General features: G+C 44.7%; 15 protein-coding genes and 1 riboswitch. All 15 genes read left to right on the forward strand.

Annotation, left to right across the window (positions count from 1 at the left end):
• Nucleotides 1-70 precede the first annotated feature (70 nt).
• The 15 genes from tenI (at nucleotide 71) to pbp4b (ending at nucleotide 14,658) form a co-directional block, all read left to right on the forward strand.
• Nucleotides 71-649, forward strand: coding sequence for a thiazole tautomerase TenI (gene tenI / locus H538_RS0121255; RefSeq protein WP_322786431.1), 579 nt, complete (start codon nucleotides 71-73; stop codon nucleotides 647-649).
• On the forward strand, nucleotides 650-1,780 hold the full coding sequence (gene thiO / locus H538_RS0121260; protein WP_026679292.1) for a glycine oxidase ThiO: 1,131 nt from the start codon (nucleotides 650-652) through the stop codon (nucleotides 1,778-1,780).
• A gap of 4 nt (nucleotides 1,781-1,784) precedes the next feature.
• Nucleotides 1,785-1,988 (forward strand): sulfur carrier protein ThiS, encoded by a 204-nt coding sequence (gene thiS, locus H538_RS0121265; RefSeq protein ID WP_026679293.1) that lies wholly within the window; start codon nucleotides 1,785-1,787, stop codon nucleotides 1,986-1,988.
• Between the two features lie 2 nt (nucleotides 1,989-1,990).
• A complete protein-coding gene (locus H538_RS0121270; protein WP_026679294.1) occupies nucleotides 1,991-2,755 on the forward strand; it encodes a thiazole synthase in 765 nt (254 codons plus the stop codon).
• Complete coding sequence (locus H538_RS0121275; RefSeq protein ID WP_026679295.1) at nucleotides 2,755-3,777, forward strand: thiazole biosynthesis adenylyltransferase ThiF; 1,023 nt, start codon at nucleotides 2,755-2,757, stop codon at nucleotides 3,775-3,777. Before H538_RS0121270 ends, H538_RS0121275 begins: the two co-directional genes overlap by 1 nt.
• Before the next feature lie 162 nt (nucleotides 3,778-3,939).
• Nucleotides 3,940-4,045, forward strand: a riboswitch (TPP riboswitch).
• Between the two features lie 341 nt (nucleotides 4,046-4,386).
• Nucleotides 4,387-5,679, forward strand: a complete 1,293-nt coding sequence (locus H538_RS0121280; protein WP_026679296.1) for an acetylornithine deacetylase — start codon at nucleotides 4,387-4,389, stop codon at nucleotides 5,677-5,679.
• Entirely contained in the window at nucleotides 5,676-6,365 is a 690-nt protein-coding gene (gene tenA, locus H538_RS0121285; protein ID WP_026679297.1) for a thiaminase II, read from the forward strand. The genes H538_RS0121280 and tenA overlap by 4 nt, the downstream gene beginning before the upstream one ends.
• Nucleotides 6,353-7,108, forward strand: coding sequence for an ABC transporter ATP-binding protein (locus tag H538_RS0121290; protein ID WP_245595298.1), 756 nt, complete (start codon nucleotides 6,353-6,355; stop codon nucleotides 7,106-7,108). The genes tenA and H538_RS0121290 overlap by 13 nt, the downstream gene beginning before the upstream one ends.
• Complete coding sequence (locus tag H538_RS0121295) at nucleotides 7,101-7,874, forward strand: ABC transporter permease (protein WP_026679299.1); 774 nt, start codon at nucleotides 7,101-7,103, stop codon at nucleotides 7,872-7,874. The genes H538_RS0121290 and H538_RS0121295 overlap by 8 nt, the downstream gene beginning before the upstream one ends.
• Before the next feature lie 5 nt (nucleotides 7,875-7,879).
• On the forward strand, nucleotides 7,880-8,887 hold the full coding sequence (locus tag H538_RS0121300) for an ABC transporter substrate-binding protein (protein WP_026679300.1): 1,008 nt from the start codon (nucleotides 7,880-7,882) through the stop codon (nucleotides 8,885-8,887).
• 198 nt (nucleotides 8,888-9,085) lie between these two features.
• The gene (murQ, locus tag H538_RS0121305) at nucleotides 9,086-9,997 is read left to right on the forward strand and encodes an N-acetylmuramic acid 6-phosphate etherase (RefSeq protein WP_026679301.1); all 912 of its coding nucleotides are present in this window, start codon (nucleotides 9,086-9,088) and stop codon (nucleotides 9,995-9,997) included.
• 3 nt (nucleotides 9,998-10,000) lie between these two features.
• Nucleotides 10,001-10,855: a MurR/RpiR family transcriptional regulator gene (locus H538_RS0121310; RefSeq protein WP_026679302.1), complete on the forward strand. Its 855-nt coding sequence runs from the start codon at nucleotides 10,001-10,003 to the stop codon at nucleotides 10,853-10,855.
• Nucleotides 10,856-10,895: 40 nt separating this feature from the next.
• On the forward strand, nucleotides 10,896-12,257 hold the full coding sequence (locus H538_RS0121315; protein ID WP_026679303.1) for a PTS transporter subunit EIIC: 1,362 nt from the start codon (nucleotides 10,896-10,898) through the stop codon (nucleotides 12,255-12,257).
• Nucleotides 12,257-13,273 (forward strand): MupG family TIM beta-alpha barrel fold protein, encoded by a 1,017-nt coding sequence (locus tag H538_RS0121320; protein WP_026679304.1) that lies wholly within the window; start codon nucleotides 12,257-12,259, stop codon nucleotides 13,271-13,273. Before H538_RS0121315 ends, H538_RS0121320 begins: the two co-directional genes overlap by 1 nt.
• Nucleotides 13,274-13,389: 116 nt before the next feature.
• Nucleotides 13,390-14,658, forward strand: a complete 1,269-nt coding sequence (gene pbp4b / locus H538_RS0121325; protein ID WP_081412769.1) for a penicillin binding protein PBP4B — start codon at nucleotides 13,390-13,392, stop codon at nucleotides 14,656-14,658.
• The last annotated feature ends 48 nt before the right edge of the window (nucleotides 14,659-14,706 follow it).

Raw genomic sequence — 14,706 nt, forward strand, 5'->3', positions numbered from 1 at the left:
ATTGCTAGATTTCATAGTTTAAAAGGGGGAGATTCAAATCGATAGAGAGATTCACATCATATCAAATGGAATCGATGATCCGCTTGAATTCGCGAAAACGGCGGCCGAGATTCACTCTTTCATTACGGCGTTACATATTCGTGAAAAATCTAAGAGTGCCAGTGAAATTTACCTGTGTCTAAAAGCGCTTAAAGATTGTAATGTCCCATTGTCGAAAATGTATGTTAACGACCGTGCGGATATTGCATTAGCTGCCGGCGCAAAAGGGGTTCAACTCACCTATCAAAGTTTAGATGTCGCGCTTGTCAAATCTAGTTTCCCAGGTTTAAGAATTGGAAAATCCGTCCATTCAATTGAGGAAGCGCTGGAGGCAGAACGCCAGGGGGCCGATTATCTTATATACGGGCATATTTTCCCGACGGCTTCTAAACAGGGGCTGAACGCGAGAGGCTTACAGTCGCTGAACGAAATTACAAAAGCGGTGTCGATTCCGGTTGTTGCAATTGGCGGAATCACACCGGAGAGAACAAAAGACGTCCTTGCTGCAGGAGCTTCTGGAATCGCCGTTATGTCAGGTATTTGGGCGGCAGCTTCCCCAATTGAGGCGGCGGAACAATTTTACACGAAGGTCAGGAAAGAAGGAGAATAGATGACAACCAGCTATGATGTAATTGTTATAGGCGGAGGAGTGATCGGCAGCTCCATTGCCTTCCATTTAGCGAAAAGTAAAAGAAGCGTATTGCTTGTTGAAAAAGACCGAATCGGTAGCCAGGCATCAAAAGCGGCGGCCGGAATGCTCGGTGCCCAGGCGGAAATCCATGAGGCGGGACCTTTTTATGAAATGGCGAACGAGAGCAGAACTTTATTCCCATCAATAGCCGAAGAATTAAAAGAATATAGCGGCATTGATATTGGACTTGTGAATAAAGGCCTGTATAAAACGGCGCAAATGGAAGAAGAAGAGGCAGAGCTGAAACGGTTAATCGCTTTTCACAATCATGAAGGGCAGCAGGCAGAGTGGCTAGAGGCTGAAGACCTGCTCAAACGCGAACCGAACCTTTCCAAAAATGTGAGAGGGGCGATGTATCTGCCAAATGACGGTCATGTATTGCCGGCAGAATTAACGGCCGCTTTTGCCCGATCGGCTGCTGCATTAGGGACGGAAATAAAAGAGTTTACGGAAGTGACCCGTTTTCTTCAAGAAAACGGCAGAATCGCCGGAATTGAAACGAATCACGGCGTTTTTTATAGCGAGAACGTAGTTGCCACGTCAGGTGTCTGGACAGGAAAGTTACTGGAGCAAACAGGACTCGATGTTCCTCTATATCCGGTCAAAGGGGAATGTTTTTCAGTATGTTTTCCGATCGCCCCGATTACAGCAACAATTATTTCAAATGGCTGCTATATCGTTCCGAAACAGCGGAGCCGGTTAATTGTCGGGGCAACGATGCTTAACGGCCAGTATGATACAACCGTTTCATTCAAAGGGATTGCCGGACTTATGGATGCGGCAAAGGCAATTTTGCCTTCGATCGAAAGCGGAATCTGGGAAAAAGCGTGGGCCGGGCTTCGTCCGCAGACCCCCGATGGACTCCCGATTTTAGGTGAACATCCTGAGATAAAAGGGTTATATATTGCGGCCGGCCATTTCCGCAACGGTATCGTCCTCAGTCCGATCACAGGAAAATGGGTGGCGGAATTGATTGATGGCAAGCGGTCAAAAGAAACATTGCGGCTATTTCGAGTGGACCGTTTTTCAAAACAACCGGAATTGAGGTGATAACATGAAGTTGATGATTAACGGCGACCAGGTTGAGGTTCCCGATAATGTGCAAAGCGTTCATGATTTATTGGCACATTTTCAATTGGTGGATAAAGGGGCCATCGTCGAACTGAATCGGGAAATTCTCGAAAAGAGTTCGCATGCTGAAACTCGTTTAGCTGATGGAGATAAAGTTGAAATCGTTCATTTTGTAGGAGGAGGATAATCATGTTAAAAATAGGACCTTATGAATTTCAATCAAGATTGCTTCTCGGAACGGGAAAATTCCCGGATTTCGATGTTCAAAAAGAGGCGGTCGACGTATCAGGAACTGAAATTTTAACGTTTGCCGTAAGACGGATGAACATTTTCGAGCCGAACCAGCCAAACTTTCTAGAAAAATTGGAAGTGGAGAAATTTAAGATGCTTCCAAACACGGCGGGAGCTAGCACGGCCGAAGAGGCTGTTCGCATCGCGAAGCTCGCGAAAGCATCCGGGCTCTGTGATATGATTAAAGTCGAAGTGATCGGTGACGATAAAACGTTGCTTCCTGATCCGATCGAAACGTTAAAAGCATCGGAAATGCTGTTGGAAGAAGGATTTATCGTTCTTCCGTATACTTCCGATGATGTCGTTTTAGCAAAAAAATTACAGGAGCTTGGCGTGCATGCGATCATGCCGGGAGCTTCCCCGATTGGTTCTGGACAGGGAATCGTCAATCCGCTTAACTTAAGCCTCATCATCGAACAAGCGACGGTTCCGGTCATTGTTGATGCAGGAATTGGTTCACCTGCGGATTGCGCTATTGCCATGGAAATGGGTGCGGATGGCGTGTTATTGAACACCGCCGTATCCGGGGCACAAGATCCAGTCAAAATGGCCCGCGCGATGAAACTGGCGATTGAAGCCGGCCGGTTAGGATTTGAAGCGGGAAGAATTCCGAAAAAACGCTATGCAACAGCATCAAGCCCTCTGGAGGGAATGAGCGTATAATGAGCGATCGTTATTCCAGGCAAGAATTGTTTGCCGGAATTGGAAAGAGCGGGCAAGAAAAGCTTGCTTCAAAACATGTTCTGATTATCGGAGCCGGTGCACTCGGCACTGGAAATGCCGAAATTCTCACCCGGGCGGGAATCGGCAAATTGACGATTGTCGACCGCGATTATGTCGAATGGAGCAATCTCCAGCGGCAGCAATTGTTTAGCGAAGAAGATGCGGGAAACCGCCTCCCAAAGGCAATTGCCGCCAAAAAGCGTCTCCGCGCAATTAATTCCGATATTGATATTCGTGCTTTTATTATGGATGTCGGCATTCAAGAAATCGAAGAGCTTTCTGCTGGCGTTGATCTTATCATCGATGCCACCGACAACTTTGATACCCGTCTTTTAATTAACGATCTTTCGCAAAAAAAGAAGATTCCATGGATCTATGGCGCGTGTGTCGGAAGCTATGGTTTAAGCTATACGATTTTTCCAGGAAAAACGCCTTGTTTAAGCTGCCTTTTAGAAACCGTTCCATTGGGGGGCGCAACGTGCGATACGGCGGGGATTATTGCCCCGGCTGTGCAAATGGTTGTCGCCTATCAAACGTCCGAAGCATTAAAGCTGCTTGTTGAGGATATGGATGCGCTAAGAAATAAGCTCGTCTCTTTTGATTTATGGAAAAATCAATATGTCGCAATGAATGTGGACCGGATGAAAAAGGACGATTGTCCGTCATGCGGCGTAAATCCGACGCACCCATTTTTGCAGCCGGAAAATCAGATGAAAACCGCTGTGCTTTGTGGGAGAAACACTGTGCAAATTCGTCCGCCGAAACGATCTGAAAGAAATCTTGATGAACTGGCGAGCAAATTGTCCAAATTAGGCGGCGCCCTGCAACAAAATCCGTATCTCGTCTCATATACGGTCGATGATACCCGCCGTCTCGTCATTTTTAAAGACGGAAGGGTGCTCGTGCACGGGACAAAAGACATTCATGAAGCGAAAAGCCTGTATCACCGTTATGTCGGATAATTACGTGTTCAAAAAGGAGGACAAAAAGAGCCGAGAAGTTCAAGGAAGCGCAGACTGCGAGCACCGGAGCGTATGCCTTTAATACGTGAGGAGCGGAGAGGCAAGCTGACGCAGAAATTCGACAGCTATTTTTCCCGGACTTTTTGAACATCCTTAATTGAATAGAAATGCTAGGGGGGCCAATTACCGGCTGAGAATAAACGTATGTTTTAAACCCTTTGAACCTGATCTGGATCATGCCAGCGTAGGGAAGCGGATCATATCTACACATGTAATATAGATGTAGTGTATCGCCGCCTCTCTTTAGGGGCGGTTTTTTAAATTTCGTTCATTAACTGCCCGAAATGTCAGTTTTTTTGTTAAAACTTACAATAATATCGCCTAAACTTGGCCAACACTCGATAAGTTAGCTCCAAAACTAAATAATAAGCCTGTTTATTTTCTGTACAGGACAGTTTATTTTCCAAACTAGAGATTTTATTTTCTGAATTTCAATTTTTATTTTCCAAACATCGGATTTTATTTTCCAAACTAGCAATTTTATTTTCCAAAGCCAGATCAACGTGCAATCATGCAAATTTACGATAGCAAAAAAGGAGGGAGAAAACATTGCTGACAGAAACATTCAATAAAAAAATCGAACAATTAGTAGAAGAAAGGCAGGATGAATTGCTGCAATTACTCGGTGAGCTCATCCGTTTTCCAACGGTAAGCCCTCCGGCCCGCAATTCGTCGGAAGCTCAGCAGTTTATTGAACAGCAGTTACAGCAATTGGGCTTTACAACAGACAAATGGGACGTATTCCCGAATGACCCGAATGTCGTTGGTGTAAAGAAAGGCACGGATCCAGAGCGATTCAACAGTTTGATCATCAACGGCCATATCGATGTCGCCGAAGTAGGAGACGATTCAGAGTGGACGGCGTCCCCGTTTGAAATAAAAGTAGAGAATGGATATGTCTTTGGCCGCGGCACATCAGACATGAAAGGCGGGATCGCCGGGGCATTATTTGCTATTCAATTATTACATGAACTTGGCGTGGAATTGAAAGGAGATTTGCAATTTCAATCCGTCATCGGTGAGGAAGTAGGAGAGGCCGGCACGAAGTCATGCTTAGATAGAGGGTATACCGGTGATTTTGCCCTCGTTGTCGATACGAGCGATCTACGGATTCAAGGGCAGGGCGGCGTTATTACCGGTTGGATTACGGTGAAAAGCAAAGAAACGTTTCATGACGGGCTGCGTTCGAAAATGATTCATGCCGGCGGCGGATTGAGAGGCGCAAGCGCTATTGAGAAGATGATGAAGATCATTAGCGGTCTTCAAGAATTGGAACGCCACTGGGCTGTAACAAAAAGCTACCCTGGTTTTCCGGCAGGGACAAATACGATCAATCCTGCTGTGATCGAAGGCGGACGTCATGCCGCTTTTATCGCCGATGAATGCCGGTTATGGATTACCGTCCACTTTTATCCGAATGAAACGTTTGAACAGGTCGCAAAGGAAATCGAAGAACACATCAATCGTGTTGCGATGGCCGATCCATGGCTGAAAGAAAATCCGCCACAGTTTCGCTGGGGCGGAAAATCAATGATCGAAGACCGCGGTGAAATTTTTCCTTCGTTAGAAATTGATCCCGGGCATCCGGCAATTGTCCAGTTAAAAAATCATCACGGACTCGTCACGAAGAGGGAAGCGGAAGTCACCATGTCCACATCGGTTACCGATGGCGGATGGTTTGGCTGGGCAGGCATTCCCGCGGCGATTTACGGTCCGGGAGAGTTAAAAGAGGCTCACTCGGTGAATGAAAAAGTGAAGATTAAGCAACTGTTGGACTATACGAAAACGATTGCTTGCTTTATCGCCGAGTGGTGCAACACGGAAAGGGGAGAACAAAAATGACGAAAACGAAGCAGCAGCTATTTACCGACCGGCTATTTGAAAACGTTAAGCCGATTTGGACGAAAATTCACGCCCATCCGTTTGTCCGGGGAATTGGAAGCGGTACCCTCGATAAAGAGACCTTTGCCTATTACATGAAACAAGATTATGTGTTTTTGATCGATTATGCGAAATTGTTCGCGATTGGTTCGATGAAAGCGGAGGACCTTGAAACGATGGGGAAATTTGCCGGGCTTCTCCACGAAACGCTTCATACGGAAATGGATTTGCACCGGCAATACGCGGCTGAATTTGGCATCAGCCATGTTGACCTGGAACAAACCGAAGCGACGCCGGTGAACCTTGCTTACACCCGGTATATGCTCAATGTGGCACATAATGGGGGGCTTGCCGAGTTGATCTCATGCCTTCTTCCATGTATGTGGAGCTATTGGGAAATAGGAAAAGATTTAAAACAGCAAAACGGCAACATGTTATCAGCAAATCCGTATGCAAGCTGGATTGAGATGTACGCTTCCGCTGAATTTGGCGCACTCAGCGAGTGGCTCATTGAACTTCTGAACAACCTGACAAACGGAAAAACGGAACGGGAGCTCTCCATACTAGAAAAACATTTTATAACGACGTCACGCTATGAATATCTCTTTTGGGATATGGTATATGGCAAGCACGAATGGCCGATTTGACTATGGCACTGGTGATGAAGAATGTTTCGTACTTGGTGAGACCCGAAAAACGGCATAAAAAGAAAATCATTTCGAATGTAAACATCACACTCAAAAAAGGAGAGTTCGTATCGTTAATCGGGAAAAGCGGAACAGGAAAAAGCACAATATTAAAGTTATGTGCCGGGCTCCTGAAACCCGATGAAGGGGAAATTCGCGTCTATGGCAAAGCGACTGAACCGGGAAGTGTCGGGTATATGCCTCAAAAAGATTTGCTTTTGCCGTGGCGAACGGTTCTTGAAAACATCATGCTCGCTTCTGAATTTCAAAAAGGCGCAAAAGTAACGAAACACGAGGCAAGAAATTGGCTTAAACGAGTCGGCCTTAAAGATTATGAAAATGCGTTGCCACGGGAGCTTTCGGGCGGCATGAGGCAGCGGGCCGCTTTTTTAAGAACAATTTTGACCGAAAAAGAAGTTCTTTTATTGGACGAGCCATTTGGGGCACTCGATGCCTTGACGAAAAAAGAGATGCATAGCTGGCTTCTATCCATATGGGAAGAGTTGAATAAAACGATTCTTTTTATTACCCACGACCTGGAAGAAGCCATCCTTCTAAGCGACAGGATTATTTTGCTGCATTTGGATCAGACGACAGAAGAAATTCCGGTTGATCTTCCACGCCCGCGCCATTCGGAAATGGTTCATACAATGGACATGGTGAACTACAAAAAAATGATAGAGAAGAAGATTGCTGATGGCTAAACTGAAATCATTTTTCAAAGATTACTTGTTATTTATCTTGTTTTTATGCGTCATCATTGTCATCTGGGAATGGCTCGTTCAGTCAGGGAAAGTCCCTTCATTCATATTACCTTCCCCATCTTCGGTTATCCGTTCCATTGTTGAAAACCGGGAGTCGCTTTTTCAGGAGCATCTTCTTGCGACCGTTAAGGAAGTGGCGATTGGATTTTTTATTGCGGCGGCAGGGGGAATCGCCTTATCGATCCTAATGTATTTCTCAAAAGCGCTTGAGAAAATGATTTATCCCGTCGTTTTGATTTCGCAAACGATTCCGATTATCGCGCTGTCTCCGGTTTTTGTTCTCTGGTTTGGTTATACGATATGGAGCAAAGTGGCGGTCACTGTATTAATCGCCTTTTTTCCAATCGTTGTCGGGATGTATGACGGGCTAAAAAATAGCGACCCGGAATATGATGAACTCCTTCAGTCAATGGGGGCGAACAAATGGCAGCGGTTTATGAAAGTGAAACTGCCGATGGCATTGCCTTCTCTCTTCTCCGGATTAAAGCTTGCGATTGTGTTTTCCGTCGTCGGTGCGACAATCGGTGAATGGCTTGGGGCTAGCGTTGGCCTTGGCTATTATAGCAGAAGAATGTCAGGGAACTTGAATGCGGAAGGTGTATTTGCGGCCGTCTTTCTTTTATCTGTACTCGGAATGGTTTTATTTTTCGTTGTTACCTTATTGCAAAAATGGATGTTGAAATGGAATGAAGAAAAGAAAAGGTGATGAAATTGAAACGTAAATGGTTAACGATAGGGATCGCCCTCTGTTTGGCGATCGTCCTTTCAGGTTGTTCACAGTCACAAGAAGCGAGCGGAACGAAAAACAAAAACGGGCTTCAAAAGGTCAGCATCATGCTTGACTGGTATCCGAATGCCGTTCATTCCGCGATTTATACGGCAGTAAAAGAAGGCTATTTTAAAAAAGAAGGGCTTGATGTTGATATAAAAATGCCGGCTGAAACGAATGACCCGCTAAAATTGGTTGCGGCAGGCAAAATCGATCTTGCCCTCAGCTATCAGCCGCAAGTCGTCATTTCAAGGGCGGAAGACATTCCTGTTGTTTCGCTCGCTGCTCTCGTACGCCATCCGCTCAATTATTTAATGGTACCTGAGAAAAGCAAGATAAAAACGCCAAAAGATCTTGCCGGCAAAAACATTGGCTACCCATCCATTCCGACCGATGAAGCGATTGTAAAAACAATGGTGGATCATGATGGTGGAAGCATAAAGAACGTAAAGATGACAGATGTCGGATTCGATTTAATGCCGGCTGTCTCAACGAACAAAGTCGACGGTATTATCGGAGGATATATTAATCATGAAAAGATTTTGCTCGGTAAGGAAGGGCACCCGATGCGTGCGATTAATCCGGCAAAGTATGGCGTCCCTGATTACTATGAATTAGTACTTGTTGCCAGCAGCCAGGGATTGAAAGAAAAGAAAGGAGTTTACAAAAAGTTCTGGAAAGCGGTATCAGAAGGACAGCAATATGTCCAAAAAAATCCGGAACAAGGATTGCAAATTTTATTGGATCATGAAAATCAAGATTTTAAACTGGACAAACAAGTCGAAAAAGAAAGCTTGAATATTTTGCTGCCGTTAATGGATGCAAAAGACGAGCCGTTCGGCACCCAGGATGAAAAAACGTGGCAAGATGTCGCCGATTGGCTATATAAAACAGACGTGGTGAAGAAAAAAGTTAATATCAAAGATGCGTTTGTCAATATCGCTGAATAATTTTACAGAAAAGGACTGCTGTTCAACAGCGGTCCTTTTCCTATTGAAGTCATATTATTTTAATTTAGAACATAAACTAAATCTGAAACTAATTTTTATAATAAAAATATATTTATTGAAATTATATTTCAAACCAATTATAATAAAAGTAAAGAAAATTTCGACGACCATTCGCAATACGAATTTGGAGGCTTAAAAATGGAAGAACATCTAAGCTCATTAACGACCGAAATGCGTAATCAAAATACAACACATATTGATACAGCTGATACTATCGATATTTTAACAGTAATGAACGAAGAAGATCAAAAGGTCGCCCTGGCAGTAAAAAAAGTGTTGCCCAAGGTCAAAGTGGCAGTTGAATATGCCTTCGAGTCATTAAAAAAAGGCGGGAGGCTCATCTACATTGGAGCTGGCACGAGTGGCCGCCTCGGTGTTCTCGATGCTGTTGAATGTCCTCCGACGTTTAGCACATCTCCAGAAACCGTACTCGGAATCATGGCCGGGGGTGAAAAGGCATTTGTCAAAGCGGTTGAAGGGGCAGAGGATAATGCCGAGTTAGGCAAAACAGATTTAGAAGCGGTCCATCTCACGTCAAATGATACGGTCATTGGCATTGCGGCAAGCGGCCGGACGCCATATGTTGTCGGAGCCCTTCAATATGCAAGAAGCATCGGTGCAAAGGCGGTAGCGCTATCATGTAATGAAAACGCCAGAATCAGCCAGGTTGCCGATCACGCGATTGAAGTCATTGTCGGTCCCGAAGTATTGACAGGCTCAACGCGAATGAAAGCAGCAACTGCCCATAAAATGATTTTAAATATGATCTCAACTACGACGATGATCCGTCTTGGGAAAGCATATGAAAATTTAATGGTCGATGTTCATGTCAGTAACCATAAATTAAAAGAACGAGCGATTAACATTATTAAAACGGTTACGGGCACCTCTTACGACGTTGCAAAAGAAACATTGGAGAAGGCGAATCATGAGGTGAAAACGGCGATCGTGATGATTAAGACGGAAAAAACGTATGACGAAGCGAAAGCATTACTTGCTGAGGCCGGTGGCTATGTCAGCAAGGCCATTTCATTAAATAAAGGAGAGTAAATCGTGGCATCAGGCGGATTAAAGATGGTTCAAAAAATGCTCGACAAACTTCCGGCTTCCGAGCAAAAGATTGCAGAATATATTTTAGAACATCCCCATGAAGTCGTAAATAGTACAGTCAGCCAGCTGGCTAACGTTTCGAACACGAGCGGCGCGGCCGTCATACGGCTTTGCAAATCACTTGGCTTAAAAGGTTTTCAAGATTTGAAAATTAGGGTTGCGGGTGATTTGGTGAAACCGGCCGAACAGGGCTACCGGGATATCGAACCTTCAGAATCGATGTATCAAGTCGCTCACAAAACGGCAAGCAATGCCATTCAAAGCTTGAAAGAGACAGCGGAATTGATCAACTATGATGAATTGCAAAAAGCGATAGAGGCATTGTTAAAAGCAAAAAACGTTCATTTTTTCGGAATTGGGGCATCTAGTATTATCGCTCTGGACGCGCAGCAAAAGTTTTTACGCATTAATAAAGGGGCAACGGCCTTTACAGATGTTCATCTTGTCGCCACATTGATTGCGAATGCGGATCAAGATGATGTTGTCTTCGGCATTTCATTTTCGGGAGAGACGCCGGAAGTGATTAATGTCCTGTCACTTGCGAAAGACCGGGGGGTTCAAACGATCAGTCTGACAAAATTTGATCAGACGACACTCTCTTCGATTGCGGACATCAGCTTATTTACTTCTTATTCAAATGAGGCCCCTTTTCGAAGCGCCGCGACCTCTTCAAGATTGGCCCAGCTTTATATCATCGATGTTTTGTTCCTATGCATCGCGGCCAGGCAGTATGAGGAAACGGTCAAACATATCGATAAGACGCGGGAAGCCATTCACTTTATTACAAAGAAAAAGTAAACGTTGTTTTGAAAGCGTTTTTATGGGGGAGGAATGAAAGATGGGAGAAAACAAACATCAAGTCCTTGCGAGAAAAATCCTTGAGTACATTGGGGGACCGGGAAACATTGATTCCTATACACATTGCATGACTCGCCTCCGCGTCACCCCTTTAGAAGATTCTCTTATTAACAAAGAAGCGTTAAAGAACATTGAAGGCGTACTTGGAGTCGTTGAAGCAGAAACGTTGCAAATTATTCTTGGGCCTGGTGTCGTCAACAAAGTGACGGAAGAGTTTGGCAAACTGATCGACGCATCAGAGAATGCTGAGTTTGAGAATTTAGGAGCGCAAAAGAAATCGGAAATAAAGAAAAAGAATGCTACCCCATTTAAGTTGTTTTTGCGTCGGATTGCCAGCATCTTCATTCCGCTCATTCCGGCGTTGGTTGCGTCGGGCCTCGTTAATGGGATCACAAAAACCCTCGTTCAAGCAAAATGGCTTGATGAAAAATCACAACTGGCCATCATTTTAATGGTGATCGGTTCAGGATTGTTTGCCTATCTTGGAATTTTGGTCGGGATTAATGCGGCAAAAGAATTCGGAGGATCGCCGGCTCTCGGCGCATTAGCCGGTATTCTTGTCATCAACCCGGAAGTGGCAAAAATCAGTTTGTTTGGCGAGAATCTCTTGCCGGGGCGTGGAGGACTAATTGGCATCCTGTTCGCTGCCATTTTTATTGCGATCGTTGAAAAAAATGTCCGCACGGTTGTTCCGAAAAGCCTTGACATTATAGTGACGCCAACCGTGGCGCTCCTCGTAACAGGAATTGTAACGTACGTTGTCTTCATGCCGTTAGGTGGATTTATTTCTGATGGAATTACAAAAGGCCTGTTAGCCATCCTTGATTTCGGCGGCATCGTTAGTGGCTTTGTTTTAGGTGCAACATTCTTGCCATTAGTCGTCACCGGACTTCACCAGGGGTTGACTCCAATTCATATGGAGTTGATCAATAAAATTGGCAACGACCCGCTTCTGCCGATTTTGGCAATGGGCGGCGCGGGTCAGGTCGGTGCAGCGTTTGCCATTTATTTTAAAACAAAGAAGACCAGGTTGAAACGCGCGATCGGGGGCGCCCTTCCTTCAGGACTTCTTGGCATTGGCGAGCCGCTTATTTTTGGTGTAACCTTGCCGCTTGGCCGTCCGTTTTTAACAGCTTGCCTCGGGGCAGGTGTCGGAGGGGCATTCCAGGCACTTTTTAAAGTAGCGACGACCACCATCGGGGTATCGGGATTGCCGCTAACGTTTCTTGTTGTTGGCGGCCAGGCTTTTCTCTATTTATTCGGTCTTGTCATTGCTTATGTAGCAGGCTTCCTCTTTACTTATTTCTTTGGATTTAAAGATGAAATGGCGAGTGAATTTTAATGATCGGCATATCGTTTTATTTAAATGACCCATTGGCGGAAAAACGGATTAAAGAAGCGAGTGAAATTGGCGTGAAGCGGGCTTTCACCTCTCTTCACATTCCTGAAGAAACGGGGGATCTGGCAAACCGGGCAAAAAATCTTTTGTGTGTTGCGAAAGAATTAGGAATGGAAGTGTATGCTGATATTTCCGCAAGGACCCCGGAGCATTTAGGCATTGATTGTTTTGAAGATTTGACGGATTTAGGTGTTGTCGGGATCCGGTTGGATGACTTTTTTGACCAACAAACGATCATGAGGCTGTCTGAGAGTTTTCAAATTGCTTTAAATGCGAGCATTATTTTGGAAGATGAATTGTTTGAACTTTTGAATAGCGGAATTGAGAAAATCCGGCTTATCGCCTGGCATAATTATTATCCACGGAGAGAAACGGGCCTGGATGAAAACTTTTTTCGAAAGCAAATGAAATTGTATCAAGATTATAACATTCCTTCCTGCGCCTTTGTGCCAGGGCGGGGAGAAAAACGGGGTCCGCTGTTTGAAGGATTGCCGACGCTGGAGAAACATCGGTGGATAGATCCTTTTGCAGCAGCCGTTGAATTGTTTGATGATGGTGTTGAAGAAGTGTACATTGGTGACCCTGAACCAGGGGCCATGCTTTTGGAACAACTGATAAAATATGATTCAAACAAGGTCATTCCTATACGGGTAAAAACAGCATCGTTCAAAGGCGGAAAGTATCGGCCGCGTCCGGATTTTGCGCGTGATGTCCTTCGTTTAATGAACACGCGCACGACGGAGTCCGTCCCACCAGACAATACTGTAGAGCGACCACGTGGAACGGTAACGGTCGATAATGATTTGTATGGAAGGTATCGCGGCGAAATCCACATTACCCTTCAAAATCTGCCTGCTGATCAACGGGTGAACGTCATTGGAAGCGTGGTTCCCGAAGACCTTCCGCTTCTGTCTCTCATTCAGCCGGGTCAGTACATTGAATTATGTTGTCTTAGTTAGATATCGATAGGAGATTAAAATTGACTGATATCCTCTCCAAATGAATGGATAATTGTTTAAAAATCATTGAAAAGCTTCAGCGAAATATTATTACGGAATAGTATAGGAGTTAAGAAATGAAAACATATCCGGTCCTAACGAATGCGGGAGATCCGGAAGAAGCGGGATTCTCAGCGGAAAGATTACGAAAAGTTGATAGCTTGATTGAATGTGATGTTCAGGCCGGGTTTCCGGGTGCCGTTCTTCTCGTTGTGAAAGATGCAAAAGTGGTGAAACATTCGGCCTACGGATATAAAAAGAAGTATGAAGGGCTGAGCAAGTTAGAGCATCCGTTTACAATGGAAAAAGACACGATGTTTGACCTGGCCTCGAATACGAAAATGTATGCTCTTAATTTCGCCTTGCAGCATCTCTCAAGCATTGGAAAGGTTGACTTAAATGCGCGTGTGCAGGATTTCATTCCAGAGTTTAAAGACCAACCATCGGACGATATAAAAGGCAAAAATGTGATAAGAATAGTTGATCTCCTGACGCATTGCGCAGGCTTTCCCGCCGACCCGGGGTATTATGACCCGAAAAAGGCAGGCAGTCTCTATTCTCAAGACCGCGAGAGAACATTAACAATGCTATGTCAAACGCCTCTACAGTATAAGCCGGGCTCACTGCATCTATATAGTGATGTCGATTATATGCTGTTAGGATATATTATTGAAAAGATAACTGACAAGCGGCTTGATCACTATGTAGAAAATGAAATTTACAAACCTTTAGGACTTAAACGAACTGTATTTAATCCGCTTCAAAAAAGATTCAAACAAAATGAATTCGCCGCAACCGAGCTGTTGGGAAACACGCGAGACGGCATCGTCCATTTTCCTAACATCCGAACAGATACGCTTCAAGGGGAAGTTCACGATGAGAAAGCGTTTTATTCCATGGGAGGCGTTTCGGGTCACGCCGGCCTTTTTTCTACTGCAAATGATTTAGCTGTCCTGCTTCAAGTAATGTTAAACGGCGGCGGGTATGGCGATGTGAAATTATTTGATCAACAAACGATCAACACGTTTATTGCCCCTTCCCATGATCCAACCTTTGGGCTTGGATGGAGGCGAAATGGTGATTCAGGCATGGTATGGATGTTTGGAAGCTTTGCCAGCCCGAAAGCGATCGGACATACTGGATGGACGGGAACACTAACCATTATCGATGTTGAATATCAGTTAGGCATTGTTTTATTGACGAATAAAAAACATTCTCCTGTTCTTGAACCGGAAAACAATCCAAATTTATTTTTGGGAGACACATTTGAAACAGCAAAATACGGAAAAATTATAACCGCTATTTATGAAGCTCTGCTTAGAAAATCATATCGCCCTGGAGGATAAATCTTCCAGGGCTTTTTTTATGGATACTGGTTACCGTAAATAGCAGGA

Origin of the sequence: Fictibacillus gelatini DSM 15865 (assembly GCF_000430745.1) — a bacterium.
Classification (GTDB): domain Bacteria; phylum Bacillota; class Bacilli; order Bacillales; family Fictibacillaceae; genus Fictibacillus_A; species Fictibacillus_A gelatini.